This is a genomic window from Microcoleus sp. T3_A4 (assembly GCF_036700465.1).
Taxonomy (GTDB): Bacteria; Cyanobacteriota; Cyanobacteriia; order Cyanobacteriales; family Microcoleaceae; genus Microcoleus.
Map to the genome: position 1 here is coordinate 1 of NZ_JAUBOY010000056.1, position 26,590 is coordinate 26,590.

The window sequence follows — 26,590 nt, forward strand, 5'->3', positions numbered from 1 at the left end:
TTAATGAACCCTAAACATTTAAGAAATTGGTTTGCTAATTGCTGCTACTGTACCTCATAACAGCGGGAAACGCTGTAATTCTCAAAATAATCTGTGGTGTTATAGTTGCTACCAAACATCTCATCCCAATAGTCTGCTAGTTTGTTCGGTAGCTTCAAGCTCCGACTCACGCAAGCACAAAACCATTGCAAGAATCGATTCAGATTGGTGAATACTTTTTCATCAGCCAGCTTGAGATTCAACACCACTGTTTGATAGCCCTCTTTTCTCCCCCGTTCCAGGATTCTTGCCATCAAGGAAGTTTTACCCATTAGTTGGGGAGCTTTGATGCGAATTAAGGCACCAGGTTGCAAAATCGCTTCGCAGGTGCGAGATTCAATGGGAGGGCGTTCTACATAAAACGCCGAATCGAGAGGTACTTGACCCCCCGGTAATTCTGGCTTTACATCTACACGATCGGGTTCAACTTCTTTAATCTGAGTTTCTGGCCAAGAATAATCAGATTGCTCCAAAATTAGATTAAAAGCCCTGAAATAGCGCTTGAGGGTTTGCTTATCAACGGTAGTAGAGCCATTATTAACCCGGAGCAAGGTATCTACAGCTAAGCCTGTGCGATCGCTCAACTTTTCAAGGGTGTATCGGTAGCCACAGTTTTCTTTAAATTCCGCCTCAGATTTCGCTTTCTGAAGTTTGCTCGATCCTTGAGGGGTAAGGATGACACCGCGCCTGCGCCTGTATTTAGGCTGATACATGGGGTTATTCAAGTTAAGCTACCGTACATTTAACTGTTAAATTGGAAAAATAGAGGAAAAGCTTTCCATCCCTCTCGTTTGCACCCAAAATCGTCTGCAATCCTACTGTATTAGCCTGGAACTTAAGTAAATAAATAGCTTAAGAGCCGTTAGTTAAGCTAAACAACAGAAATAATAGAGTATTTTCCCTAATTGTATGAAATTTTTCTGAATTTTAGCAAGTTGGGCCCATGAGGTCGCTAAATTGGCTACCAACCTAAAACGGGACATTTTGGTTATAGACCCCTTTCTCCAAAGAAGTTTATTGTCCCGCCATAGAAGGATAGCCACTAATTTTTCCAACTTTTACACCCCTACGGGTGTTATTGGCTGGGGATTTGAGGAGGAAAAAGCCTTAACTTCGGATTTTAACTGCGAAAACTGCGATTGTTTACAGCGAGGACAAGAGGCAGACTGGAATTTAAGCTTGTTTAGCCAATGGCTGTCTTAGTGAAGGAACAACTTGATGCTAGATAAAGAAAGCTTGACAGAGAATGTAACAACGAATGTAACTATCCACAGATTTCGTTCCCTTATCGCTCAAAAAGCCACAAGTGAGACAAAATTAGACGAGCAACTCCTATTAAAACGCCTGTCTCAAGGCGACAAAAGGGCGTTCTGGCAGTTATGGATATGGCATCAAGATTATCTCTACCGTTGCTGTCAAACATGGATGGGAGGCGATCGGGTAGAGGCTGAAGAAGCACTGAGCCGAGCAAGGCAAAAAGCCTGGGAAAAAATGCCTTGTTTCGCTGGCACAATTACTTATCCTAAAGCTTGGCTGGCTCGACTAACCCATAACATCTGCATGGATATACATCGAGAACGCAAGAAAGGTGCAAAGGGTGTCGAGAACATTGAAAATATTTCAGAAGATGAGGGAATTGCTGGTAGCAGCGAATCACCCGAAGCAGCCATGCTCCGTCAGGAAACGAGCCAACACATACGCCGTGCTATTAATAGTCTACCTGCCAAACTGCGAGACCCTTCCATTTTGCGGTGGTATGAGGAGATGCCTTACCGAGATATTGCCAAAAAATTGGCTCTTTCTGAGAATAATGTGCGTAAACGCATCCAACTGGCACGAGAGATTCTGCAAAAGCAGTTGCACAATTATCGTTTAGGTTTGGATACGGCAGAAGTCGAGGAACCGAACTCGGATGAACCGAAAACATCCGGATATGAAATGTTGAGGGTAGAAGAGTATGTGCAACAGCCAATTGATTATAAGGTAACAAGTACTTATCTTGGTTCACTGCTACATACGAGATATAGCTCATCCAGCCTTTTGAGTTGGAAATAATTCCGAAATCTTACGGAATACAGAGCTTTTCAAGTCTGATTGTAGGGGGGACTTTGGTACGTTGTTGCGCTTTAGTGCTATTATGAAAACTCAGATAAGAGCGCTAACTCGTAACAACATACCTTAAAAGGAAAGTGTTGCAGATATTGGGGTGCATTTAAAAGCCATTAACTATAATAGGTTTACTCCAATATGTCTAGAGTCACTGCTACTTGCCTGGTACAGCTTAATCAGCTTACCGGGGTGGAAATGAATGCTTATCTAGTTTTAGATGAGAAACTCACCAGGCAAGATATCAAGCTTAAAACATTAACTAAATACGTACAAAAGTATCCGACTGGATGGAAGAAACGAAAGGAATTAGCCGAACTGCTATATGCAATGGGCAACTGGCAGCAAGCAGTGGAAGAATATCGCCAAGTGCTACAACGGCAACCTCAATTAATTGATGTGAAATTGCTATTGGGAAAAATATTGCAGTTGATGGGGAAAGAGACAGAAGCAATTGCAGTTTATGAAACGGCTAAAAGTTTATCTGAGAACGAAGCAGTCGGACATCATATTAATGGATTAATTGCAGTGTGTCGCCGTTGTATTGAGCAGGCGACGGTGTCTTTTGAACAAGCAACATTGCTAGAACCAGAGAATACGGCTCACTGGCTGGCTCTGGGATTGATTTATTTGGAAAAAGAAGCTCCGATTGCAGCGTTGCAAGCTTTTGATACGGTTTTGCAACTGAATCCGAATGACGTTGTAGCTAATAGTCACAGCTATGATGCGTTGATGATGTTGGGGAACTTTCAGGAAGCGGAACAACGTTTGCAGCGAGTGCTGGAGGTGTTTCCCCAGGATTTGCGGAGTCTCAAACTGCTGGCGGATAGTCGCTGTGGTACGGGATTAGTTGGGGGTGAGGAAGGTAAGCGGACAAAGCAAATGATTCAAACGATGCTGCGAATTGCTCCCAATGCTGCTTATGTTCATGATTCGCTGGCGCAGTATCACCTGTTTCGAGGGGAGTGGAAAAAAGGGGTGGCTGTTTTGCAGCAGTTTGTCGAGCAGCATCCGCTTAACCTGGGTGGCTGGTATTTCTATGGGCGATGTCTCTTCCGCACGGGGAATTCTATTGCGGCGGCGGAAGCGATGCTGAAGGCGTATGGGTTGTATCCCAATGATGGGGAAATTTATCGGGCGCTGTGCGAGATTTTACCTGTGGCGGGGAGAGGAGATGAGCTCAAACCTTTGGTCGAAGAGATGTTGGAGCGGTTTCCAGAGCGCTGGAGTGTGTGGGCGACGGCGGGACGGGTACTGGTGGAACATTTTCAAGAGATGGAGCGCGGATGTGCGTTGTCTGCGCGGGGAATGCAGCTACAGCCGCAGTTAGCAGATGCTTGGTTCCGACATGGGCGGGTGTTGGGGCTGGCGGGGCGACACCGGGAGGCGGTGGAGGTGTTGGAGCAAGGTTGGCAGTTGTTATTAGAAGGGGGGGGTGGCTTGCATTCTGTCCCGGCAGCGGTGTGGTTGGGTGAGAGTTATGGGGTTCTGGGTGAGGAAGAGAAGTGTCGGGGTTGGTTGGAGAAGGGGTGCGTTGGCGCTCTGGAATTGATGAGTTTTAATCCCGGTGTTGCACATTACTGGAGTGGTAGAGCGTTGTCGGGGTTGGGAGATGTGGGGGGTGCTGTGCAGAATTATCGTAATGCTTTGAGTGGGCATTTGTTTTATCCTGCTCGTGCGGAGGTTAAGGAAGGGTTGGAAGGTTTGTAGATTGTGGTTTGAGAGGGTTTTAGGGTTGAGGCTTTGTTTATTGGGTGCATCTATTTAGGAAAAAAAGCCTCAAACTCAAAAAAATCACAAGTTTATTTCTGAAATCGTTCTAATAGCAGAATCAAGCCAGGATGTTAACTTCTCGTGCTATGAAAAATTTAATTTTTAATGGTTGAGACTTAACTTCTTGGTAAAAAGATTCACTGCTTCCTCTAAACCCAATAGATGTAAAGCAGCTTTTTTACTTTCGGACTTCATTCTACTACACACTGGACAAATAAAAGGAATACAAAATGAGCAACGAAGAAAATAAACTTCCTGCAGGTGCCTGGGAAACTGGTGGCAAAGATTTTACTCAACAAATCACACTTAATGGTCGTTCAGACATTGGCTGGGGAACTGTTAATACATCAGATCAACGTTTGTACGGATATATCCACTTTCTGCCCTATAAGTTGACAGGAAATGATCCTTCCTACGACTACTACGCATTTGTGGGGTCGATGACGCATGGTGTTACTACATCGAAAAACAATGTGTTCTCTGTAGGTTACTATGCTACAGAGATGGATCTGGTAGTTACTTGTCTAACCGAATCGAGTACAGTGTACCAATACGGCCCTGACTCAACTGTTGGTACAAATACGACCAGCTTTAGTATAGGAGCAGGGTTGCAGGGAGGCTTTAAAGGCGATGAACCAACTGGTACAGCAGGAATTAATGCTTCTTGGGGTGTGAGCTTTGCAAGTCCAGATGTTAGTTTTTTAGCCAGTCGTTTGGAAAACGGTGTAACTTGGCGCTGTAAATTGCCATGTATAAGTTTTAAAAGTCCTGGCATACCAGCAGACCCTTTTCCAGCTTCTGCGGCTGGTTATACTTGGAAACCAGCTCTAATTGTTAAAGTTCCCAAAGGCAAACCTCCGATTCTTGAGATTCGTGTAAGAATACAGTGGAACTTTGACTACACTCGCGGAATTACTAATGACGTAAAAAGTTGGGTACAGACTTTCACCTATAACTACCAAGGTGTACCCTCAATAAAAGAGGGAGCTTTGATCAAAGGAAGTCGCCCGGAAATTTATGTCATGGAGTCGGGCAAGCGTCGATCGATTCCGGATCCTGCTACCTTTGAAGCTAGAGGTTATAAGTGGGATGCGGTTATCATTATCTCTGACTCGGACTTAGCAAATATTCCTTTGGGGCTACGTCTATTTCCAATCGCATTGTTGAAGGATGGAGTTTTACTCCAAGGAAGTTCCCCAACAATTTATGTCATGGAGTCGGGCAAGCGCCGAGGGATTACTGATCCTGCTACCTTTAAAATTAACGGTTTTAAATGGGAAGATGTGAAAGCTATCCCTGATGATGAGCTAAACAATATTCCGTTAGGAGCGCCGCTAAGTGGTGGGCGGGATGGAGCTTTGCTCAAAGGAAGCAGCCCGGAAATTTGTGTCATGGAGTCGGGCAAGCGTCGATCGATTCCGGATCCTGCTACCTTTGAAGCTAGAGGTTATAAGTGGGAAGATGTCGTTATTATCCCTGATAATGAACTAGACAATATTCCGCGAGGAACCCCTTTACCCACAGTATTAGCGTATCAAGAGAAGGGCAGCCTCCTACATATTTCAGGCACAACATCAGATGGAAAATTGTGGCACTCAATTCGTTTTCCCAGTGGAAGTTGGTCATCATTTGGAGATGTTGAAGGACAGACTGGAGATCGTGGTTTTATTACCGATGTAGCTCTCCAAGGAATCAGCGATGTAATTCACCTATGTGCTATTAACAATTCAGGCAGCTTGTGGCACACAATTCGTCAGGCAGATGGCTCTTGGTCTCCTTTCGTTGATGTGAAAGTAGCTGCTGGAAATCGTGGCAATTTTGTAAATATGAGTTGTGCAGGGGGTGATGGTAAGCTACAGGTATGCGCTGTAACCAGTGATGGTAATCTATGGCACACAATTCGTCATGCAGATGGCTCTTGGTCTCCTTTCGGTGATGTGAAAGTAGCTGCTGGAAATAGTGGCAATTTTGTACATGTGAGTTGTGCAGAGGGTGATGGTAAGCTACAGGTATGCGCTGTAACCAGTGATGGTAATCTATGGCACACAATTCGTCATGCAGATGGCTCTTGGTCTCCTTTCGGTGATGTGAAAGTAGCTGCTGGAAATAGTGGCAATTTTGTAAATGTGAGTTGTGCAGCGGTTGGTGGTGAGCCACAGGTATGTGCTGTAGCCAGTGATGGTAATTTATGGCACACAATTCGTCATGCAGATGGCTCTTGGTCTCCTTTCGGTGATGTAAAAGGAGTCGCTGGAAATCATGGCAATTTTATAAATGTGAGTTGTGCAGGAGTTGGTGGTGAACTACAGGTATATGGTGTAACCAATGATGGTCATTTGTGGCACACAATTCGTCATACAGATGGTTCTTGGTCTCCTTTCGGTGATGTTGAAGGACAGGCTGGAGACCGAGGCAATTTCAAAACTGTTTCCTTGGCAGGTCTTTTCTTGCCGTATCGATGGCAGCTTGTAGGAGAGGGAGGCAACCTACTTAGTGTTGCTACGATGCGAGATGGAACTTTAGTTGGTGTTGGTATAGACAATAAGCTTTACACTCTAGCAACATTCACAGATAAATGGAAGCTGGTAGGAGAGGGAGGCAACCTACTTAGTGTTGCTACGATGCAAGATGGAACTTTAGTTGGTGTTGGTATAGACAATAAGCTTTACACTCTAGCAACATTCACAGATAAATGGAAGCTTGTAGGAGAGGGAGGCAACCTACTTAGTGTTGCTACGATGGGAGATGGAACTTTGGTTGGTGTTGGTATAGACAATCAGCTTTACACTCTAGCAACATTCACAGATCGATGAAAGCTTGTATAGACGATCTCCATTAATCAACTCGACCTTGGTGCAAATACCAGGTCGTTTTTTTATGCTCATATTAAGCTGTTGTGCATTTAATTTGTATGTTGAGGGCGGGCTCTCCTGCCCAACCCCTACTCCCCACAAGAGGAAAAATTTATTTTACTATGCAACTTAAATGCGGATTAGCTTAGCTTCGCTAGTTCTGGGCGCATCTTTAGTGAGGGCAAAAAGTATATAAAAACAGATGGTGGAGTTAGCTGGAGTTATCGATTATAGTCTTGAACCAATTAACAAAAAGCAACTCGCTGCTTTCAAACTAACCCATGCTGTTCGAGACTCATTGATAAAATCGTGGAATTTGGAAGGAGACTTCTAATGAACAACTAATGGGAGCTGACCGCATTCTGTCCATTCGTAGAAGAAACATTCAAACAATGGCTTGTGCTAGGAGTAGCGCTCGCGATCGCACTTATCAGCATAACTACGAGATAGCCGAAAATTCGATCGCCCTTTAACATCACTCGTTTAATTGTGGCGATCGCATTTTCGCAAAATTCCTCAACAGTTAAGCGAAAAAATCCCTCACAACTCGCCCGTTTTCCCCCCGCAGCCTCGCCCACAACAGAATTTTGACAATTATCCAGGGCGATCGGTAAAATTACAGGTACGATCGAACTATTGTCAGCAGCATTAAATCCTTCAGTCATTAGTCGTTTGCCAACAGTCACATAATTGTTGACAATATTGCACAATAGATAAAATTGTAAATATATAGCACCTGCCTTTCTTTACCGCTTATGAATAGTAGATTCCTCGATCGACTCCACCACCCCTCACGCCCCGTCATCGTCTTCGACGGCGCGATGGGAACCAACCTGCAAGTCCAAAACCTCACCGCAGAAGACTTCGGCGGCAAAGAATACGAAGGCTGCAACGAATATCTCGTCCACACCAAGCCGGAAGCCGTCGCCAACGTGCACCGGGGATTCCTCGAAGCAGGGGCCGATGTCATCGAAACAGACACCTTTGGCGGCGCTTCCATCGTACTCGCCGAATACGATTTGGCAGACAAAGCATATTATCTCAACAAAACAGCAGCCGAACTCGCCAAGGGTATCGCCGCCGAATTTTCTACGCCAGAAAAACCTAGATTTGTCGCAGGATCGATCGGGCCAGGCACCAAATTGCCAACATTAGGACACATTGATTTTGACACACTCACCGCCGCTTTTGCCGAACAAGCAGAAGGACTTTATGACGGCGGCGTTGACTTATTTATTGTCGAAACTTGTCAAGATGTGCTGCAAATTAAATCAGCATTAAATGCCATTGAAGAAGTATTTAAGAAAAAAGGTGCGCGAATTCCGTTAATGGTATCAGTCACAATGGAAGCCACCGGCACAATGTTAGTCGGTTCCGACATCAGTGCCGCCCTAGCCATTTTGCAGCCCTATCCCATAGACATTTTAGGCCTCAACTGCGCCACCGGGCCCGATCGCATGGCCGAACACGTCAAATACCTTTCCGAACATTCGCCCTTCGTAGTTTCCTGCGTGCCCAACGCTGGTTTACCCGAAAACATCGGCGGACACGCGCACTACAAACTCACGCCAATAGAATTAAAAATGGCCTTGATGCGGTTTGTCGAAGACTTAGGCGTGCAAGTCATCGGTGGCTGCTGCGGCACCCGCTACGATCACATCCGCGAACTATCAGAAATTGGTAAAACTCTTAAACCCAAAATCCGCGAAATTACTTGGGAACCATCCGCCGCTTCAATTTACACCGCCCAACCCTACGAACAAGAGAATTCCTTCTTAATTGTCGGCGAAAGACTCAACGCCAGCGGTTCCAAAAAATGCCGCGATTTGCTAAATGCTGAAGACTGGGATGGTTTAGTAGCAATGGCTAGGGAACAAGTGCGAGAAGGCGCGCACGTTCTCGATGTCAACGTTGATTATGTCGGCCGCGACGGCGTGCGAGATATGAAAGAATTAGTTTCCCGCGTGGTGACTAATGCCACTCTCCCTTTAATGCTGGATTCCACCGAATGGGAAAAAATGGAAGCCGGCTTAAAAGTGGCGGGCGGCAAATGTTTGCTGAATTCCACTAACTACGAAGACGGAGAACCGCGTTTTTATCAAGTTTTGGAGTTGGCGAAAAAATACGGCGCGGGCATAGTTATCGGTACAATTGACGAAGACGGAATGGCCAGAACTGCTGACCAAAAATTTGCGATCGCCCAACGCGCCTATAACGCCGCCGTCGCCTACGGCATTCCCCCCCAAGAAATCTTTTTTGATACCCTAGCATTGCCCATTTCCACCGGGATTGAAGAAGACAGAAAAAACGGCAAAGCTACGATCGAATCCATCCGCCGCATCCGCCAAGAATTACCAGGCTGTCACGTAATTTTAGGAGTTTCTAATATTTCCTTCGGCTTGAATCCGGCGGCGCGGCAAGTTTTGAATTCCATGTTTTTGCACGAAGCGATGCAAGCCGGGATGGACTCGGCAATTGTCAGCGCTAATAAGATTTTACCCCTCGCCAAAATCGACCCCAAACACCAAGAAATCTGCCGTAAACTCATTTACGACGAACGGGAGTTTGACGGCGAAATTTGCGTTTACGACCCCTTGGGCGAGCTGACAACGGTGTTTGCGGGCAAAACTACCAAGCGCGATCGGACAGAAGACGCAAGCCTTCCGGTAGAAGAACGCCTGAAGCAGCACATCATCGACGGCGAACGCATTGGACTAGATATCCAACTCGCCAAAGCATTAGAAACCTATCCGCCTCTCCACATTATCAATACTTTCCTGTTAGACGGCATGAAAGTAGTCGGAGAATTGTTCGGTTCGGGACAAATGCAACTGCCCTTTGTTTTGCAGTCAGCAGAAACAATGAAAGCGGCAGTTGCCTATTTAGAACCGCACATGGAAAAGTCCGAATCCGGGGACAATGCCAAAGGGACATTCATCATCGCTACTGTCAAAGGCGACGTTCACGATATCGGCAAAAACTTGGTTGATATTATTTTATCAAACAACGGCTACCGAGTGATCAACTTGGGAATTAAACAGTCGGTTGACAATATCATCGAAGCTTACGAAAAGCACAAAGCAGACTGTATTGCCATGAGTGGCTTGCTGGTAAAATCCACCGCATTCATGAAAGAAAATCTGGAAGTATTCAACCAGAAAGGCATCACCGTTCCGGTAATTTTGGGCGGCGCGGCTTTGACTCCCAAATTTGTACATGAAGACTGCCAAAATACCTACAAAGGTAAAGTCGTTTACGGCAAAGATGCGTTTTCCGACTTGCACTTTATGGACAAACTCATGCCTGCAAAATCTGCGGGTAAATGGGAAGATTTGCAAGGATTTTTAGATGAAATAGGACAGGATAATGGCGCGGTTAAAGAAGTTAAAGCTGCGCCAGAAAATTCTGTAGAAGATGCGAAGAAAGCCGACACTCCTGTGGTGATAGATACCAGGCGATCCGAAGCAGTTGCAGCAGATATCGATCGCCCGAATCCTCCTTTCTGGGGAACGAAACTGTTGCAGGGAGAAGACATCCCCTTTGAAGAGATTTTCTGGCACTTAGATTTGCAAGCTTTAGTTGCGGGTCAGTGGCAATTCCGCAAGCCAAAAGACCAATCGCGGGAAGAATACGACGCTTTCTTAGCGGAAAAAGTTTATCCCATCTTGGAAGAGTGGAAACACAAAGTCATCACCGAAAATTTACTGCAGCCGCAAGCAATTTACGGGTATTTTCCCTGTCAAGCTGAAGGTAATTCTTTGCATTTGTACGATCCAGAAATCATGGATGGCGGGCAAGATGTATCGACACCCGCTGCAACATTCACATTTCCCCGGCAAAAATCGGCGCGACGGCTGTGCATTGCCGACTTCTTTGCGCCCAAAGAATCGGGTAAAATCGATGTATTTCCGATGCAAGTAGCGACAGTGGGAGAGATGGCTACAGAGTACGCGCAAAAGCTATTTGCTAACAATCAATATACCGACTATCTCTACTTTCATGGATTAGCGGTACAGACAGCGGAAGCAATAGCAGAATGGACTCACGCGCGAATTCGGCGCGAATTGGGCTTTGGTAGCGAGGAACCGGACAACATTCGCGATATGCTGGCACAAAGATATCGCGGTTCGCGGTACAGTTTCGGCTATCCTGCTTGTCCGAATATGGCGGATCAGTACAAGCAACTGGAATTGTTAAAGTGCGATCGTATCAACCTCTACATGGATGAAAGCGAACAACTTTATCCCGAACAATCAACAACGGCAATTATCACCTATCACCCAGCCGCCAAATACTTCAGCGCTTAATTCGTAGGCTACGCTATAAGCACCTTTCTCTCGCTTTGATAGTTCATCATCCTCGTTCCCAGGCAGAGCCTGGGAACAAAGATCTGGAGGCTCTGCCTCCCTTTAAAAACCGGGATGCCGAGCCTCAAAAAATGCGTTTTCAGGTATAACCTGCCAACAATACAAAAATAGTTTACGAATTAAAGCAACAAAAAAGCACCTTAAAAAAAGTGCTTTCCTGAATATAAACTTTCCGTCTCTGACGAAACTTTTACGAGTAATTCCGGGGAGTGCGGGCGCCGGCAGATGCTCCTACCATCGAAGCAACTAAACCCAATAGTGAGCCGAACAAGAACGACCAACCAGCTTTTGCAGCATTACCAGCAATATTTCGAGTATCCTGAGCAGATACGTTAGGTGCTCGGTTCGGCAAATCGACCCCGCCCTGCTGTGCTTGATTAATTGCTTCTCCCGCATTTGCAGCTATTACGCCAAAAGTGCCGGCCACGCCATTTGCTAACAGCCAAGAGCCAATTGTTAAGGTCGTTGCCCACAAAATTGCTCCATTTAAAAGCGCTGTGTTGCGGTTCATCGGGCCGCAAGCGCGAGCAGTTACCCAACCGCCAACGGCCAAGCTAATTAACAAACTAATAATTGACCAAATTCCCACGCCGGTACCCACGTCCCCGGCAATAGTGCGCGGAGCTCCTGAACCAGCAATGTTGCTCAACCCGATCGCAGCGCCCAATGCACTTAACACCAGTTGTGTGCCGATCGCAATTACCAAACCAGAAAAAATCGGGCCCCAACGTACTCGATCGTGGTATTCCATCACTGAATTTACGACCACGGGTTCGGTACCAACGTTATCTACAGGTCTATTTACGTATGACATAGATTTTTTTTTCCTCTGAGATTTGCTTTAATTTTTAACAATCTTTCACTTAAGCATTGATTGTGGCTGAGATTGATAGAAACTATATCTGCCTGGGGAAATAACCAGTATCTATGTCTGAAGAAAGAAACGAAAAAGTCATCCGCCCCCAGCCACCCGCTATTAGCTAATGACTGATGACTGATGACTGATGACTGATAACTATTTTATCCCGTTGGAAAACTTGCCGGATGTATACAGAAAATGCGGACGTATACAGAAAAAACAGCTTAACGCAATCTTACAGCCGTTCCAACGGCAGTAATCAGCAGCAAAGCCCCGTTTGAGTCTACATTAATCGTGCCGGTGTCAACTTCCACCCCGATTACGGCATTGGCGCCGAGGCGCTGGGCCCGTTTTTCCAGTTCCGCGAGGGCATCTCGCTGTCCTTTGAGAAACACTTCCTCGTAACTGCCGGTGCGTCCGCCGATGATGTCGCGAATGCCCGCGAAGAAATCTCGCAGGGCATTGGTGCCGTAGACAACCTCAGCAGTTACAATTCCCAGGTAAGATTGAATTTCTGCTCCTTGGATGATATCAGTTGTTGTTACAATCATCAGTTGGCCTCAATCGCGAAAATTTTGAGTGGGTCTTGTTCTGTAGATTTACTACATCTCGCCACTCAAACATTCCTGGTAAATCATCAGTTGTCAGCTTGCCAAGCTGACAGCAACTCGCTCTTCCATTCCACATACTCTTTGAAACACATGGCCGTGCACAAACAAAGTCTCTTGGTATTCAGTACGTTGCTAGTAGCAGGATTCGCTGTCGCAGCGCCGCAGATAGCGCTCTCAGCAGAAATATCCGTTCAAGTCAACCCTCAAAATAATTCAAATTTAGATGATCTGCTGCGACAAGGGCGCGAGTTTGTAGATTTAGGAGACTACACTAGGGCGATCGCCATTTATCAAGAAGCGGCGCGTTTAGATACGGAAAACCCCCGCATTTTTTCGGGTATTGGCTATTTAGAAGCGCGTCAGGGCAACTATCAAGCCTCAGTAGAATTTTACCAACAAGCGATCGGTCTCGAACCGAATAATGCTGACTTCCAATACGCATTAGGATATGCTATGGCGAATTTACAAAACTATCCCGCAGCAGCCACAGCTTACCGCCGCGCCGCTGTGCTCGATCGCAAAAATGTCAATGCCCGAATCGGTCTCGGAGTGGTACTCTTTCAGCAAAAAGATTACAGCGGTTCTTTTAAAGCATACCAAGAGGCGATCGCCCTCGATCCGAAAAATTGGCAAGCTTATTCTTCAATGGGTTTAGTATTGATCCAGCAGGGAAGTTTTGCCAGTGCTGTCACCGTGCTCCAACAAGCAGCCGAACTCGCTCCCAAACAAGCAGGTGTCCAGTTAAAATTAGGCACTGCTTTGCTGCGTGCCGGCTATACTTCCGAAGGGCTAGCAGCTTTTGAAGAAGCTGCCAAATTGGAGCCCCGGAATCCAGAAGTGCAGCTAGAAATTGGCGAACTTCTCCAGGCTCAAAACGACTTCGACGGAGCGCTTATAGCTTATCAGCGGGCTATTGCGGTGCGACCTAATTTAGTGGAAGCACACGCAGGAATGGGGAAAATTCAACTGGAAAAACAAGATTTTTCAGGAGCGATTACTACTTTTCGGCGAGTGATTAAGCTTGATCCAAACCGGGCAGAAGCTTATTACAATATGGGTAAGGCACTCCTAGCGCGCGATCGCAAATCCGAAGCAATTGAAGCTTTTCAACAAGCCCTCGACACTTACCGCCAGCAAGGCAACAATGATGGTGTACAAAAAGCTGAGGCGGCATTGCGGGAACTGAAGTAATATTTCTCACTGTACTAATAGGTAATTGGCTAGCAGTTTTGAGTGTGGAGTAAGTAATTATCCTAGGGCTTAACTCCTTCCAATCGCCGTGTTGCCAGGAAAAAAGCAATCTCAAAACTGTTTCTATTCCCTATTCCCTCTGCCCCCTTTCCTCTTCCTTTTTCCTTCTTGCTTCGTTTGCTTAAATTTTTAATTGAAGGCAAATAAATGTGGCTAAATAGAGTACAATATTGGCGCGATATAAGAAAGGCGATAGCTCTGTAAATTTAAGAAGAAATAAGGCGCTTACACAACAGCGTTTTGTCAAAGCTCCATCTTTTGTAATATGCTAAAAAGGCTTACTGACAATGAATCTATTTCTATTGGTAGAGACGGCAAAGTTGTTAACATTTGTAAAATAAGCAAAATATCCTCTCCCTAGAACTTCATCTATGCAAACGTATGATGTCATTATCATAGGCGCAGGTCACAACGGACTCGTCTGTGCGTCTTATCTGCTGAAAGCTGGATATACCGTTCTGTTGTTAGAAAAACGTTCGGTTCCCGGCGGCGCGGCAACTACTGAAGCTGCGATTCCGGAATTGCCGGATTTTAAATTCAATATGTGCGCAATCGACCACGAGTTTATCCATTTAGGACCAGTTGTCGAAGAATTAGAACTGGAAAAACACGGTTTAGAATATCTTTTCTGCGATCCAGTTGCCTTTTGTCCGCATCCCGACGGTAAATATTTCTTAGCACACAAATCTGTAGAAAAAACTTGTGCTGAAATTGCGCGCTACAACGAGCGCGATGCTAAAAAATATGCCGAATATACAGACTTTTGGCAGCGGGCTTTAGGTGCAATGGTTCCGATGTTTAATGCGCCACCAAAATCCATCATAGATATTCTGGGCAACTACGATATTTCAAAGATCAAAGATTTATTGTCAGTCATCGGTTCCCCCGACAAAACGCTGGACTTTATTCGCACGATGCTCACCAGCGCTGAAGACATTGTCAACGAGTGGTTTGACGAGGAATTTATCAAAGCACCCCTAGCAAGATTCGCCTCAGAACTCGGCGCGCCTCCTTCGCAAAAAACCCTTGCTGTAGGCGCAATTATGCTGGCAATGAGACACAATCCCGGCATGGCAAGACCGCGCGGAGGGACGGGTGCATTAGTGCAAGCACTGCTAAATGTAGTGAAAAGTTACTCTGGTGTGGTACTTACCGACCAGCACGTCGAGAAAATATTAATTGATGACGGTCGCGCTGTGGGAGTTCGAGTTGCCAACGGCACGGAATACCGCGCGACAAAAGGTGTCATTTCTAATATTGATGCTAAGCGCTTGTTTCTGCACTTAATGGACTCCAGCGATGTTGACAGTGCCGACCCGGATTTGCGGGAAAGATTGGAGCGAAAAATTGTTAACAACAACGAGACTATTCTCAAAATAGACTTAGCTCTAAATGAAATGCCCAAGTTTGAGCGCTGGAATCATCGGGACGAATTTTTAATCGGTTCGGTTTTAATTGCCGACTCGGTGAGACACGTTGAAATCGCTCACAGCGACCCTTCAATTGGCAGAATCCCCGACTCAGACCCATCGATGTATGTGGTGTTTCCGACGGTACTAGACCCGTCAATGGCTCCCCCCGGACATCATACGGCTTGGATTGAATTTTTTGCTCCTTACATGATCGAAAATGCTGAAGGAACCGGCCAGCACGGTACGGGTTGGACGGATGAGCTGAAGAACAAAGTTGCCGATCGCTGCATTGATAAATTAGCAGAATACGCGCCAAATATCAAAAATTCTATTATAGGACGCCACGTGGAAAGTCCGGCAGAATTGGGAGAGCGTTTGGGGGCTTTGAAAGGGAATTATTATCACGTTGATATGACGCTAGATCAGATGATATTTTTCCGTCCTTTGCCGGAGTTGGCGAATTACAAAACGCCGATCGATGGTTTGTTCCTCACGGGGGCGGGAACGCATCCGGGTGGCTCAATTTCGGGGATGCCGGGACGCAATACCGCTCGCGTTTTCATGCACTCGCAGCAGCCTTTCGCGCAGACTTTAGCAGATGCGGCTAATACTCTGAAAGCGAAGGGTAAGTCGGTATTTCGGAGTAATGAGAAGTAAGAGGACTGGCACTGCCCGCCCTTATTGATTTACTCAGGACTTACACACTCCCATCGAAGAAACCGGGTTTTTTACCGAATCAGAGGTCACAACCAACTATTGTCGTAAAATACCCGGTTTCTATCCCTCTATGCGTAAGTCCTATTAATGTTTCCATTAGGGTTAGTTGCAAAATAGAGTAATTTTATTTGTAATTGCTCAACCCCCTTGACAAGAAGACAAGATAGACATTAGATCAAGGAATGGAAAAACTCCCCGACTTAAAGCAACTATCGAACGAGGCAAAAGAAGCCTTGATAGTAGAGCTATGGCCAGAAATCCAAAAACTTAGCGCAGCATTAGCTACATACGAACCAAAACTAGGCCCATCTCCCACCAAAACTAGCCAAAATTCCAGCACTCCACCATCCTCATGATTCAAGCCAAACATTAAGCCATCGAAAATTGGGTAGTGATAAATATGTAGTGATTAGATATTCATTGGCTCAAAACATAGTTGTAATGATGGATAAAATACCAAATAGCACCAATATGGTTTTCTAACTTTTTAGAAAATGAAAGATTCTTTCTTACGAGCCGAGAAACACGTTGGCGCAAAGTATTATTAAATCTTTCAATGTGATTAGTTTTTCCACTGTCTTTACCAACTGGTTGATGGCGTAGCGAAGGAAAAATACAAGCATAAGCCTGCCAAAAATCTGTATAGCAAACAGCACATTGTCGATATACAGGAGGTAGAGAATTCCATAATTGTTTGGCTCCTTCTTGGCTACCATCGCCAATATAAACACCAATAATTTCTCTGGTTTCTCTATCCCTTGCTAACCACACCCATTGCTTATTTTCTTTGCAATCTACAAATGACCACAGTTCATCACATTCAACATTCAATCTGAATTTTTTTTAGGTTTAACCTTTACTGTGCGTTCGATTGAGGCATATTTATTATTTACATAATCCTGTAACCATTTTTGAGAAACACCCGTGCTTCTAGCTATACCAGCCAAAGAAATCTTCTCCAAAAGAAGTCGATCGATTAAATCTTTTGTTTCCGAAGCTCATTACTTTGTTTGTCGGATTATCGACAAATTGGCGACCGCAACTTTGACATTTGTGTTTTGGTTTTTTATTATGAATAATACCAGTTTTCACTATGTGATTTGAACCACAATCAGGGCAGTTTGGTCGTAAAAATAGCATATTACATGACTCAACTAATGTTGGCAGATATCAAGGATTCCAGCAATAGTTTAGTCATGAGAGCAGAAGTGTAACTAAATCTACATTCGAGCGCGCAAATAAATATTAAAATCACAAAATTTGATTGTGTCATTTATAAAATTATCATATGTATTCAATTACTGTAATTAAACTTCACTACATATTTATTACTAATGGATTGAGTTGACGTTCCAGGTGGCGATTTTCATTTTTTGTTTGTTATATACTCTCTGATTACGGGCGCGATAGTAAAGTGCGATCGCGCATTTTGTTGTACTGTTTCAACTAATGACCGTCGTCCTAAAGATTGCATGACATTTAATAGTTCTGCCCTTGATAGTTGCAGGTTTTCTGGTATTTTTGAGATGTCTGCTGGTTCGGGGGTACTTGCTAGCCAACCCATAGCTTGTTGTTCGGATGCGGTTAGGCGATCGCACTGTTGGTGCAGCAGAGATTCTAAGTCACCTAAGAATAGGGTATCATAGGAGAGGAATTCGGAAACGCTACCGCCTAATAAGTCTTGAATCATAGTTGCAACTATATTTAACCATAGGGGATTGCCTCGGTAAAGGTCGATTAGTTCTGACCATTTCTCCGGTTCTGCTAAACCTTTTTCTCTAAAGATTTCTTGTGCTTCGGGGCCTAAGCCGTTGAGTTGCAGAGTTTTGCAGGGGCGGTTTTCGCTTTCTAAGGTAGCGATTTCTCTGGGTTTTTCCCAACTCAGGAGAATTAAGCAACTGTTGTGGGATGATTCTGTTATTTGTTTGAAGAATGCGCCGTAATTTTCATATCCAGGTTGGTAATTTCCTGCGAGTTGTTGGCTGCTGAAAATGGTTTGGATATCATCGAGGATGATGAGACAGCGGTGCGATCGTAAATATTCTAGTAGGGGCAATCCTCCCGTGGTTGCCCTTTCTTCGGGAGAGGGGGCGGACACGGAGGGGGCGGGCACGGGGGCACCGCCCCTACAGAATTGAATTAAGTCGGTTTGGAGTGTTTGCAGTGGTGGAGAATTGCGGAGACTCCGGTAAATAATAATATAATCGAATTCGTGTTGAATTTGTGAGATTAGTTGGAGTGTAAGGGCGGTTTTGCCAATACCGGATAAGCCTAAAATGGTGATGAGGCGGGTGCGGCCCACAATCCAGTTTTCGAGGGTGGTGAGTTCGGATGTGCGGTTATAGAATAGGTTGGGTTCTGGTGCATCAGCTAAATCTAAATGTACTTTCGGTTCGGAACTGGTTGTTTTTTCGTTAAAAGTTTCCTCTTGTAACGATTCAGATTGTGAGACTTTTGGGTAGTGAATGTTGTCGGCAGAGAAATTACCAATTTTCACACAACCATTGCCCACCAGTGAAACATTAGAGAAAAATCGTAAATTCTCCAGTTTGGCTCGAAAATTTGCTTTGCAAACCTCTTCATCTTCTAATGCAACTGATAAAAGTTTCCATAATTTAAAGCCAACCTCTTTAACGTATTTCTCTGAACGGTTGTGATGCTGTGCAATTTCTTTATATTTCTGATTCTCCCAAGCGCCGCGCAGTATAGCTTTTTGCAGACTATCTAAATGTTTTCCCGTAGTAGTCCAAGCTAGATGGTCAACAAATTCTAAGGCTTCTTCAACGTCCATCAGTCAGGCAGATGCAAGGGGTTGACCTGATTGTAACCCAACTAAATATGACTTTATTCGATAGCAACCAACTAAATGTGACTTTTTATGACCTAGTTGGGAGGAAAACAACTACTAAATATGACTTTATCTGGCTTGACAAGCTTTGGTATTTAGGAAAGAATTTATACTTAAGACAACAAAAAGTTATGCTAAGCGTTAGTTGTATCTACCTGTTATGACACAACCGAATATTTTGGAACTCGCGAAACAGGGAGATGCAAAGGCGATCGCGCTTCTGCTGAACCGCCAGCTACAAGCCAAGGGCATCACCGCCGCAGCTTCCCTTAAGGATGGTTGTTTACAGGTGATGCTGGAATCGGCAGAAGCGCCTAGTCAGCAAGTCTTGGCGCCGTGGGTGAGTAAGTCGATCGCTGGTTTGGGGGCTGCATCGATTGAGAAAGTCAAGGTTTACGGGCGACAGACGGGCGCAAGAGTGCCGGCGTGGAGTCAAGAGTTTGAAGTGGCGGGGCAAAAGTTGCCTGTTGCGGATGTTACAGAGGGGCGGGCAAGTCCTAGTGAAAATACGGAGTCAAATCAGCTTAGTTTGAAGGAACGGGCTAAGCTGGGGGATGTGGAGGCGATCGCCAGTCTGTTAAATCTTCCGTTACAGAATAAGGGGATTAGTGCGACTGCGAGTTTGCAAGATGGTTGTTTACAGGTGATGCTGGAGGGCGATCGGGTTCCTGATGAGGAGGCTTCTATCAGGATTGTCCGCAGGGAGTTGACGAATTTGAAGGCGGGGGTGATCGCTTCTGTGAAGGTTTACGGGCAGCAGGTGGGGGAGGATTTTCCGGTGTGGAATCGAGAGTTTGAGATAGCGCAAGTACAGTTGACATCAAGTCCAGCGAAATTAAGCGTGAATAATCAAGCTTCAGGTTTTCAAGCGAAAATTCCAGACAAAAATACGCCAAAACAACTAGCTCAGTCAGCTTTAAACTTTCTCCAAACAACATTGCTTTGTCATCCAATAATCAGTAAACTGTATGAACAAAGTTTAGTTTTTGTCAAAGACAACAAGTACATTATAAAAAACAAAAAAACGATAACAAGAGCTATTGTATTTATAGCGCTGGTAATAATTAGTGGGATATTTTTGAATAAAGATGCGAAGTTTCAAAGAGAAGTATATGCTTCCTTTGATAGCTACCCGAAAAAGTCCCAACAAGAAGGATACAAAAAAATGTTTGAAGTATATACTTTTGAGAGAGCAAAACAATATGGTCTAGAGTATTGCAGTGACTTATCAAAAGGTATGAGTGAAGAAGAATTATTCCGTGCCTACAACGATAGACAACTGAATAGATATATGAAATCTCTAGAAAACGGAACCATGAGTGAGCGAGAAAATATAGATTTATTTGTGGTAGAACGAGAGATACAAGGAGCGGCTATAAAAGTATATTGTCCTCAGTTCCAGAATGTAATTGATAAAGTTCCTCTCCAAAAACGTTTAGATGCTACCGATAAATAAACCAAGAAAAAGCTAAAAATAATTCGGTATATAGCTGTTTCAGTAGCAACCAACTAAATGTGACTTTTTATGACCTAGTTAGGATATAAACAACCTACTAAATATGACTTTATATGGCTTGACAAGTTTGGGAACTTAGGCAATAATCTATAGTTGAGACAGCAGATACATTAAGTATTGTATTTTTCAATAAAAAATAGATTTTAGAGGAGTTTAGTAACTATGAATGATGAAAAAGTTTTATCATGGCAAGATATAAAAAATGACTTCAGTGGTAGTGGTATTTTACTCGGAAATGGGTTTAGCTGTGCAGTTTGGGGGAAATTTCAATATCCATCACTTTATGAAAAAGCTTGCGTTGCCAGTGAGCATCCGCTCTCAAAAGAAGATCAAGATTTATTTAAAGCCCTGGAAACCAAAAACTTTGAGAGAGTTCTTCTCGCCCTTTCGACTGCTAGAATGATCAATAAACTTTTAGATAAAGATTATTCAGTTATAAAAGAGCGATACGAGAGCATTAAATCAGCGTTGGGATATGCTGTCAGAAGTGTACATATTCCCTGGAAAAATGCAACAGAGAGTGGTGTATTAAACAACATCAGAAGAGAACTGCTAAATTATAAATGCGTTTATAGCACCAATTATGATTTACTAATTTATTGGGCAGTTATGTCCGAATCAGATGGAGATGGATTTAAGGATTATTTCTTTCAAGCGAAAGCGAATAATTATTTTGACATTACTGACACAGAAATTCACGGAGACGCCACAAGAATCCTTTACCTTCATGGTGGGCTGCATCTTGATCGAAGCACGTCAGGACAAACAATCAAACGCAAACAAGAAGAAAACACAAACCTCCTTGATTCATTTGGCAAAGGATGGAGTGGGGGAACTGTACCTCTGTTGATTGCAGAAGGAGATGCAAAAGATAAACTAAAGTCTATATATAGTTCTGATTACCTCTCATTCGCCTATGCTCAATTTGCACAGCACAAAGGAGCGCTTGTTGTATTTGAGCATTCACTTGGGGACAGTGAGCAGCATATTGTGGATGCTATAAAAAGAGCAAAGCCTAGCCCTATAGCTATTTCTATCAGTCGCAATAAGTCACCGGAAGAAATTATTCACATAAAAGCAGAACTACATAAAAAACTTGACGAGGCAAGTAAATTAGTTTTTTTTGATGCTGAAACTCATCCTTTAGGCTTATTAGCAATGAGGGTGAATAATACTTAAGCCGGTTTCTCTGACAGGCGATCGCCCTTAAATCCCAACTTGTCCCAAAGCGCGATCGCCCCTCACTTATATTATTTAGAGAAAACACGGCCAGAATAATATTTTATCATCGATTCTTGAGAAATAATCGCATGACAAGATTCCTCTCTGGGTACATCCCCTCTCGCTTCTAGCCAAGGCATTTCACTGCAAATCATTCGTTCCAAAGTTTCATCATCATACTCAAAATATGCCTCAGCAACTTCTTCGATAAATTGCCCAATTTTTTGGGGAAGTTTCGGTTGTTCGATTTTCTCTGTAATTGGTTCCCAGCTAAATTGGCATTGATACTTTTCTAATAAATCAGGAATAACCGGCCCGTGAATCCAGGCTTGAAAATCTGCATTAAAGAGTGGCTTGCCGTAAACTCCTAAATACCAAGCTTGAGCGTAATACAAGAGTTTTTGTAGCTTGTAGACATTGATTTCTACATTAGTTTGCGCGGCTAACCAAATGAAAGCATTTGCAATATCTTGATCGCTGATTTGTTCCGAATTACTTGGAACCGCAACAATTTTCAATTTGCCTTCGCCTATCTGTTCCAATAGTTCATTAACTGACAAGTTAAATTCTCCGGCAATTTGCTCAACTTTTTGCCATACCGGAGAACTTACATTTATTTGATATTCAGTTGTTATTGAGGTAGTTTGGGTCATGGCAGTTTTTAGAGCCGACTTCAATAATTGTAGCAAACAGTGCGGAATAATTACCTAATAGCGATCGCCCTTACATCCCAATTTGTCAAAAAATGCGTGAACCGCAGCTATCCCGTAGGGAATCGCCCCTACATGAATTATTCAAACTAACTCCGACACACTCAGCCGCCCTTCTACGGGTTCATACTCATCTAGCTCATTAAATTTTTTATCTCTTTTTTTTGCCCTAACACTAATTGATGAAATGAAGACCATGCAGTGACTCTATGTAGCGCTTTTTGCGGCTCATTTCGGTCATAATATAGTTTCATTGTTTTGCCATCAATGGCAATCACGTTTAGTTCTAATTCCCCGACTATCGCATTTACCCAACTCAAAAAACTTTCTGGAAAATGCTGCGGTTCAATTCCGGCAAAGAAGGAGACTAAACCTGTCATGAGATGGTATACCATTCGGTAATTATAGAAAGCTTTTTAACCATTCATATTTGGCGTTACCATAGGCTTATATTGCCACCCATCCGTCGGCACCGCTGATGATAGCTAGAATCGCGATCGATCTAATATCATTGAGCAAATGTTCTTTACTTCTTTCTATTCTTGGGTCGTTCAAGGTGGCCAAATTTTTTAAAGAACTGGCATTTAAAATATTCACTCTTTTGCAATGAATCTGTTTGTTTTTGTTGGGAAGTTACAGCTTTACTAAAACCTCTTGCCATTGATCACACTCATGAGCTACCATAAACTACATAAAAAATTAGTCGGATATAACTGTAGCATATTTTGGGTTAAAGTTAAGATGCGTTTACCCTGAATCTAACATCTTAAATCTAAAATCGTATGACTGATTATAAAGGCGATCGACAAACTAGCAATTTAGCAGCTATTCAAAAACAAATCAATTGGCTTCAGCAACAGCCAGACGGCATCCTATTTCAACAAAACTCCGGCGACAACTGCATCGCCGTAAAAAAAATAAACTCAGTGCTACTACTGCTTTTAGCAGACAGAGAAACCTTAATCACAAATGTAGCTCAATCAATCCTAGACCTCAACAATCCACTAAATTTAATCTTTCCCTATTCCCGATCCGTGCTGCTAGCATTAGTCTGGAAAACTCACCCAAAAAAAATCTATGTAATCGGATTTGGTGGCGGCAGCCTCCCCAGATTTTTTCACCACTATTTCCCTAACGCGATAGTCGAATGTACAGATATTGACCAAAAAGTAGTCGAAGTAGCTCAAAAATTTTTTGGCATTCAACTCGACGACAGACTCAAAGTAGCCATTCAAGACGGGCGCGAATATCTAGCCCAACAAGATTCCCCAGTAAAAAACGATATAATTATCGTGGATGCTGGTTTTGGCAGCGGCTATATGCCCTATAAATTGGTGACACAAGAATTTTACCAACTGTGCAAAACTCGCTTGTCAAGCGCAGGTGTTCTAGTTGTCCACCTGTTCCACAAACAAGAGTTTAATGCGGCAGCCGTGAAAACAATTCAAACTGTGTTCGCACAAGTTTATATATGCAATTTAGAAACCGGCAATAGCATTGTCATTGCGACTAATGCTCCCGATTTAACTAAAAATGAAATTTTCTTGAAAGCCGAACTTATTCAAGATTTCCACAATTTAGGATTTTCCTTAATAGAAATGTCGCTCCAGCTCAAAAAAGTAGCCCAATTTCCCGAATGGGTGAAAATTTGGGAAACGCTGCCAATTTTTACAGATGCTGAAATACCCGCCGGATATTTGGACTGATAAATATACACAATTAGGGCGGTTAACCGAATCCCACAAAAAACTCTAATTGTAGGGTGCTTATGGGGGCACCATCGGGCTGTAGGGTGTTTATGGGCGCACCATCGCTCTGCCTTTAGCAAATCCCCATCAGTCAACAGTTGATACTACGAAACATCGCTCTAAAAAATACTTGACAGTGAACATCTGGCGGTGTATTATAGAAGTAGTGCAAACAATGAAAAACATGAGACTAAAAAGTTGGGAGTCTCCTCGCAGCGAGGGTAGAAACTCCAAAGGTAAAGGCGGCTCAGCCAGGGCTCGGCAACTTAAAAAGCAACAGCAAACTCTGCGAAAACAGTTAAAAGCTCAACACGATCGACCAAACGATCGACAAAACCACCAACCAAACCACCAACAAAACCATCAAGGGAAGGAAACCCATAATTCCTTCCCTTTTTTTGTATCTTTCCGCTGCTCAATCCCGCTGAATGTTCGGACAAATCGTGCTAGTAATGCTCGCCTGTGAGGGTTGCTCTTGCCAGCAGTTGAGAATGCCTAGCAACTCCCCCTTCAAAGTTTCTAAGGCTGCAATTTGCACGGAAATTTCCTCTACCTTAGCCGTTAGATGCTGCTTCGCTTCCGAGCAAGGCAACTCTCCCCGATCGCGAACTTGTAAAATATCCTTAATCTCATGAAGGCTCAAACCCAGAGCCTGAGAGCGTTTAATAAACGCCAACCTGTTGAATACCGTTTCGCCAAACAAGCGATAACCAGCGGGCGATCGCTTTACCGCAGGAGACAGCAAGCCCATCTCCTCATAATAACGAACAGTTTTCACCGACAAACCACTACAGGCAGCTACAGAGCCAATTTTGTACAGTTTCTCGGCAACAGAAATATTCATAAACCAAGCATCCAAGATCGAAAGACTTTCTTGCCCTATCTTTTAGTGCCTCAGATCCAAGGAGTCGATCGGCACATCGCCCAGTCAGCATTGCCCAGTAATCTTAATAAGGAGGATTTTTTTTAGACACATTAAGCACAGGCAACTGAGGTCTAGAAGACTGAGGAGGAAGATAGTATTCGGGAGCCGGCGCGGGTTGTTCGGCTGCAGAGCGGTAAAATTGCCACCAGCGGAGAGCCATCGCCACCCCAGCCGTGCCCAGCCCAAAAGCCAATAAAGAGCCACTCGCACCCATGCTGCCGATGGCTGCATCGACAACGCCCACTGTCACAACAAAGCTGGTAATTGGCTCTTTACGGTAAGCTGACCTCAAAAGTCGCGTCCACGAAGCATTCATTTGGTTTTACTCTGTTCTATATTTATTTACAATCTCTAAAACTTAGAGTTGGCGGAACGATCGGGATTTCTAGCTCAAAGACTAGCTTCACCTAAATTAATCTTCTCGCCTGTGGGGAATTGTACGGGAGCGAGGCAAAATTGCCAAGCTTGTCAAATCAAAATTCCACCCCATATATACCTCCAAAAGCCAGCTATTGCATTCGGGAACCGATCTCTCTCGACAGAGAAGTCGCTGGGCTTCTTTGTAATTAATATTTTAATCAATTCCCGAAATTGTCGCGGTCAGCAGCAGTCACACCCGCTGCCGGAAGAGTCAAGACAAAGTGTAAGGCTGACCGCGCCATTGCTAAAATTAGTTGAGACCTAACCAGGACAGCAAGCCCTGGCCTGTGACATACTCGATAATTAAAGTTAGAGAAAAACCGATCATCGCGGCTCGACCGTTAAGGCGTTCCGCGTAGCTGTTGAAGCCAAACTTTGGCTGTTCCAGTTTGGGAGTGACCGTGGGTTGTAGTTGTGTCATTGCTTTGGGTACCTGGCGATCGACGCTATTCAAATGTGAAATCCAATGTTAGTTACAAATCTTAAACATTGCTACTTCTATTATAAAGAGGGTTAACCGCCGTCAACCGTCCCCCAAGAGAAAAAACTGCTGCCAACTAATGCCAATTAATTATACCCGCTCAAAATATGACTAATCAGTTAGATAACGATAAGCTTCCTGTCGCGGTACAGCGAGTAGCCTTTGCCCTTCGTACAACAGGCTGGGTTTGCTTCTGGGTACAGGTAGTGCTAGGGGTGGTAGCGGCGATCATTTTGCTCTTTGCCATCCCCTTCGCCCTCCCCAGGGCTACCGCCGGTGCGGGTTCAACCAGTGCCGGCACCGGCGGCGGCGTATTTTTTGCCATTTGCGGGCTGGCCGTACTCGCTTACAGCGTATATCGCTCTTTCCGCTTCACTCGCTTGTCGAGACAACTGCGATCGCCCGGTAACGCAGTCCGCCCCAAAAAAGCAGACACCATCAAAGAGGTGCGGCTGGCACTGATGAGTAACTTGTCAGGAATGATCCTGACGCTGATCGGCGCAGAAGCCATCAGCGGCACACTTTTAGCCAAATCTCTAGCTCAGCCGCAAGCCTTGTTCGGTGCCGCAGTTGATGTGGGCCGATTTATTCAGCCCCTAGATATATTTGTGGTACTCGCCAATACTCACGCCACTGTTGCCCATTTTGTCGGGATTTTCGGGGCTCTGTGGTTGCTCGATCGCATCCACAAGCAATAGAAAATTGGTAAGTGGGAATTGCGCCTCTCCCACTCT

The 26,590-nt window shown here is 44.3% G+C and carries 23 protein-coding genes and 1 pseudogene; 11 read left to right on the forward strand and 13 right to left on the reverse strand.

Features of this window, described 5'->3' with window-relative positions:
- Positions 1-44 precede the first annotated feature (44 nt).
- Entirely contained in the window at positions 45-752 is a 708-nt protein-coding gene (locus QUA07_RS25195; RefSeq protein WP_333330644.1) for an AAA-like domain-containing protein, read from the reverse strand.
- Positions 753-1,257: 505 nt separating this feature from the next.
- On the opposite strand from QUA07_RS25195, the gene QUA07_RS25200 reads away from it, so the two are divergent.
- The 3 genes from QUA07_RS25200 to QUA07_RS25210 all read left to right on the forward strand — a co-directional run bounded on the left by QUA07_RS25200 (position 1,258) and on the right by QUA07_RS25210 (position 6,731).
- The gene (locus QUA07_RS25200; RefSeq protein ID WP_333330647.1) at positions 1,258-2,094 is read left to right on the forward strand and encodes an RNA polymerase sigma factor; all 837 of its coding nucleotides are present in this window, start codon (positions 1,258-1,260) and stop codon (positions 2,092-2,094) included.
- Positions 2,095-2,286: 192 nt separating this feature from the next.
- Entirely contained in the window at positions 2,287-3,855 is a 1,569-nt protein-coding gene (locus QUA07_RS25205) for a tetratricopeptide repeat protein (protein ID WP_333330650.1), read from the forward strand.
- 293 nt (positions 3,856-4,148) lie between these two features.
- Complete coding sequence (locus tag QUA07_RS25210; RefSeq protein ID WP_333330653.1) at positions 4,149-6,731, forward strand: hypothetical protein; 2,583 nt, start codon at positions 4,149-4,151, stop codon at positions 6,729-6,731.
- A 380-nt stretch (positions 6,732-7,111) separates the two neighbouring features.
- Here QUA07_RS25210 and QUA07_RS25215 read toward each other — a convergent pair whose 3' ends face one another.
- Positions 7,112-7,435 (reverse strand): hypothetical protein, encoded by a 324-nt coding sequence (locus tag QUA07_RS25215; RefSeq protein ID WP_333330656.1) that lies wholly within the window; start codon positions 7,433-7,435, stop codon positions 7,112-7,114.
- A gap of 90 nt (positions 7,436-7,525) precedes the next feature.
- Between QUA07_RS25215 and metH the strand changes: the two genes are divergently transcribed.
- Positions 7,526-11,077, forward strand: coding sequence for a methionine synthase (gene metH, locus QUA07_RS25220; RefSeq protein ID WP_333330659.1), 3,552 nt, complete (start codon positions 7,526-7,528; stop codon positions 11,075-11,077).
- Positions 11,078-11,327: 250 nt separating this feature from the next.
- Here metH and QUA07_RS25225 read toward each other — a convergent pair whose 3' ends face one another.
- Both QUA07_RS25225 and QUA07_RS25230 read right to left on the reverse strand, forming a co-directional pair.
- Positions 11,328-11,951 carry a hypothetical protein gene (locus QUA07_RS25225; RefSeq protein WP_333216668.1) on the reverse strand — a complete coding sequence of 208 codons (624 nt, stop codon included), beginning with the start codon at positions 11,949-11,951 and terminating at the stop codon, positions 11,328-11,330.
- Between the two features lie 269 nt (positions 11,952-12,220).
- Positions 12,221-12,547 carry a YbjQ family protein gene (locus QUA07_RS25230; RefSeq protein WP_006634531.1) on the reverse strand — a complete coding sequence of 109 codons (327 nt, stop codon included), beginning with the start codon at positions 12,545-12,547 and terminating at the stop codon, positions 12,221-12,223.
- A gap of 150 nt (positions 12,548-12,697) precedes the next feature.
- Here QUA07_RS25230 and QUA07_RS25235 point away from each other — a divergent pair, with 150 nt between their 5' ends.
- The 3 genes from QUA07_RS25235 to QUA07_RS30125 all read left to right on the forward strand — a co-directional run bounded on the left by QUA07_RS25235 (position 12,698) and on the right by QUA07_RS30125 (position 16,343).
- Entirely contained in the window at positions 12,698-13,798 is a 1,101-nt protein-coding gene (locus QUA07_RS25235; RefSeq protein ID WP_333330662.1) for a tetratricopeptide repeat protein, read from the forward strand.
- 431 nt (positions 13,799-14,229) lie between these two features.
- Positions 14,230-15,927: a beta-carotene ketolase CrtO gene (gene crtO / locus QUA07_RS25240; protein ID WP_333082303.1), complete on the forward strand. Its 1,698-nt coding sequence runs from the start codon at positions 14,230-14,232 to the stop codon at positions 15,925-15,927.
- Between the two features lie 242 nt (positions 15,928-16,169).
- Positions 16,170-16,343 (forward strand): DUF6444 domain-containing protein, encoded by a 174-nt coding sequence (locus QUA07_RS30125; protein WP_445242853.1) that lies wholly within the window; start codon positions 16,170-16,172, stop codon positions 16,341-16,343.
- Positions 16,344-16,404: 61 nt separating this feature from the next.
- Here the strand turns inward: QUA07_RS30125 and QUA07_RS25245 are convergent.
- Both QUA07_RS25245 and QUA07_RS25250 read right to left on the reverse strand, forming a co-directional pair.
- A pseudogene (locus QUA07_RS25245) lies at positions 16,405-17,127 on the reverse strand (IS1 family transposase).
- A 226-nt stretch (positions 17,128-17,353) separates the two neighbouring features.
- Positions 17,354-18,778, reverse strand: coding sequence for an ATPase (locus QUA07_RS25250; RefSeq protein WP_333330665.1), 1,425 nt, complete (start codon positions 18,776-18,778; stop codon positions 17,354-17,356).
- Between the two features lie 217 nt (positions 18,779-18,995).
- On the opposite strand from QUA07_RS25250, the gene QUA07_RS25255 reads away from it, so the two are divergent.
- Positions 18,996-20,291, forward strand: coding sequence for a hypothetical protein (locus QUA07_RS25255; RefSeq protein WP_333330668.1), 1,296 nt, complete (start codon positions 18,996-18,998; stop codon positions 20,289-20,291).
- 222 nt (positions 20,292-20,513) lie between these two features.
- Entirely contained in the window at positions 20,514-21,530 is a 1,017-nt protein-coding gene (locus tag QUA07_RS25260; protein WP_333330670.1) for a DUF4917 family protein, read from the forward strand.
- A gap of 71 nt (positions 21,531-21,601) precedes the next feature.
- On the opposite strand, the gene QUA07_RS25265 is transcribed toward QUA07_RS25260, so the two are convergent.
- The 3 genes from QUA07_RS25265 to QUA07_RS25275 form a co-directional block, all read right to left on the reverse strand.
- Entirely contained in the window at positions 21,602-22,225 is a 624-nt protein-coding gene (locus tag QUA07_RS25265; protein WP_333330673.1) for a type II toxin-antitoxin system antitoxin SocA domain-containing protein, read from the reverse strand.
- Positions 22,226-22,416: 191 nt separating this feature from the next.
- Positions 22,417-22,662, reverse strand: a complete 246-nt coding sequence (locus tag QUA07_RS25270; RefSeq protein ID WP_333330676.1) for a hypothetical protein — start codon at positions 22,660-22,662, stop codon at positions 22,417-22,419.
- Positions 22,663-22,729: 67 nt separating this feature from the next.
- Positions 22,730-22,879 carry a transposase family protein gene (locus QUA07_RS25275; protein WP_333330679.1) on the reverse strand — a complete coding sequence of 50 codons (150 nt, stop codon included), beginning with the start codon at positions 22,877-22,879 and terminating at the stop codon, positions 22,730-22,732.
- A 185-nt stretch (positions 22,880-23,064) separates the two neighbouring features.
- On the opposite strand from QUA07_RS25275, the gene QUA07_RS25280 reads away from it, so the two are divergent.
- A complete protein-coding gene (locus tag QUA07_RS25280; RefSeq protein WP_333330681.1) occupies positions 23,065-23,988 on the forward strand; it encodes a fused MFS/spermidine synthase in 924 nt (307 codons plus the stop codon).
- 308 nt (positions 23,989-24,296) lie between these two features.
- Here the strand turns inward: QUA07_RS25280 and QUA07_RS25285 are convergent, their stop codons facing one another.
- From QUA07_RS25285 to QUA07_RS25300, 4 genes are all read right to left on the reverse strand, one after another.
- Complete coding sequence (locus QUA07_RS25285; protein WP_333156529.1) at positions 24,297-24,449, reverse strand: hypothetical protein; 153 nt, start codon at positions 24,447-24,449, stop codon at positions 24,297-24,299.
- Complete coding sequence (locus tag QUA07_RS25290) at positions 24,446-24,874, reverse strand: heavy metal-responsive transcriptional regulator (protein WP_333330684.1); 429 nt, start codon at positions 24,872-24,874, stop codon at positions 24,446-24,448. The genes QUA07_RS25285 and QUA07_RS25290 overlap by 4 nt, the downstream gene beginning before the upstream one ends.
- Positions 24,875-24,977: 103 nt before the next feature.
- Complete coding sequence (locus tag QUA07_RS25295) at positions 24,978-25,271, reverse strand: hypothetical protein (protein WP_333246171.1); 294 nt, start codon at positions 25,269-25,271, stop codon at positions 24,978-24,980.
- Positions 25,272-25,625: 354 nt separating this feature from the next.
- On the reverse strand, positions 25,626-25,796 hold the full coding sequence (locus QUA07_RS25300) for a hypothetical protein (protein WP_172186391.1): 171 nt from the start codon (positions 25,794-25,796) through the stop codon (positions 25,626-25,628).
- Between the two features lie 167 nt (positions 25,797-25,963).
- Here QUA07_RS25300 and QUA07_RS25305 point away from each other — a divergent pair, with 167 nt between their 5' ends.
- On the forward strand, positions 25,964-26,554 hold the full coding sequence (locus QUA07_RS25305; protein ID WP_333330687.1) for a DUF3611 family protein: 591 nt from the start codon (positions 25,964-25,966) through the stop codon (positions 26,552-26,554).
- Positions 26,555-26,590 lie beyond the last annotated feature (36 nt).

Bases quoted from the DNA above. Each gene is read 5' to 3' on its own strand.
- QUA07_RS25195 (WP_333330644.1), bottom strand. From the start codon at position 752: ATGTATCAGCCTAAATACAGGCGCAGGCGCGGTGTCATCCTTACCCCT.
- QUA07_RS25280 (WP_333330681.1), top strand. From the start codon at position 23,065: ATGACTGATTATAAAGGCGATCGACAAACTAGCAATTTAGCAGCTATT.
- QUA07_RS25215 (WP_333330656.1), bottom strand. From the start codon at position 7,435: ATGACTGAAGGATTTAATGCTGCTGACAATAGTTCGATCGTACCTGTA.
- QUA07_RS25300 (WP_172186391.1), bottom strand. From the start codon at position 25,796: ATGACACAACTACAACCCACGGTCACTCCCAAACTGGAACAGCCAAAG.
- QUA07_RS25230 (WP_006634531.1), bottom strand. From the start codon at position 12,547: ATGATTGTAACAACAACTGATATCATCCAAGGAGCAGAAATTCAATCT.
- QUA07_RS25270 (WP_333330676.1), bottom strand. From the start codon at position 22,662: ATGACAGGTTTAGTCTCCTTCTTTGCCGGAATTGAACCGCAGCATTTT.
- QUA07_RS25290 (WP_333330684.1), bottom strand. From the start codon at position 24,874: ATGAATATTTCTGTTGCCGAGAAACTGTACAAAATTGGCTCTGTAGCT.
- QUA07_RS25295 (WP_333246171.1), bottom strand. From the start codon at position 25,271: ATGAATGCTTCGTGGACGCGACTTTTGAGGTCAGCTTACCGTAAAGAG.
- crtO (WP_333082303.1), top strand. From the start codon at position 14,230: ATGCAAACGTATGATGTCATTATCATAGGCGCAGGTCACAACGGACTC.
- QUA07_RS25265 (WP_333330673.1), bottom strand. From the start codon at position 22,225: ATGACCCAAACTACCTCAATAACAACTGAATATCAAATAAATGTAAGT.
- QUA07_RS25200 (WP_333330647.1), top strand. From the start codon at position 1,258: ATGCTAGATAAAGAAAGCTTGACAGAGAATGTAACAACGAATGTAACT.
- QUA07_RS25225 (WP_333216668.1), bottom strand. From the start codon at position 11,951: ATGTCATACGTAAATAGACCTGTAGATAACGTTGGTACCGAACCCGTG.
- QUA07_RS25305 (WP_333330687.1), top strand. From the start codon at position 25,964: ATGACTAATCAGTTAGATAACGATAAGCTTCCTGTCGCGGTACAGCGA.
- QUA07_RS25235 (WP_333330662.1), top strand. From the start codon at position 12,698: ATGGCCGTGCACAAACAAAGTCTCTTGGTATTCAGTACGTTGCTAGTA.
- QUA07_RS30125 (WP_445242853.1), top strand. From the start codon at position 16,170: ATGGAAAAACTCCCCGACTTAAAGCAACTATCGAACGAGGCAAAAGAA.
- QUA07_RS25255 (WP_333330668.1), top strand. From the start codon at position 18,996: ATGACACAACCGAATATTTTGGAACTCGCGAAACAGGGAGATGCAAAG.
- QUA07_RS25210 (WP_333330653.1), top strand. From the start codon at position 4,149: ATGAGCAACGAAGAAAATAAACTTCCTGCAGGTGCCTGGGAAACTGGT.
- QUA07_RS25205 (WP_333330650.1), top strand. From the start codon at position 2,287: ATGTCTAGAGTCACTGCTACTTGCCTGGTACAGCTTAATCAGCTTACC.
- QUA07_RS25250 (WP_333330665.1), bottom strand. From the start codon at position 18,778: ATGGACGTTGAAGAAGCCTTAGAATTTGTTGACCATCTAGCTTGGACT.
- QUA07_RS25260 (WP_333330670.1), top strand. From the start codon at position 20,514: ATGAATGATGAAAAAGTTTTATCATGGCAAGATATAAAAAATGACTTC.
- metH (WP_333330659.1), top strand. From the start codon at position 7,526: ATGAATAGTAGATTCCTCGATCGACTCCACCACCCCTCACGCCCCGTC.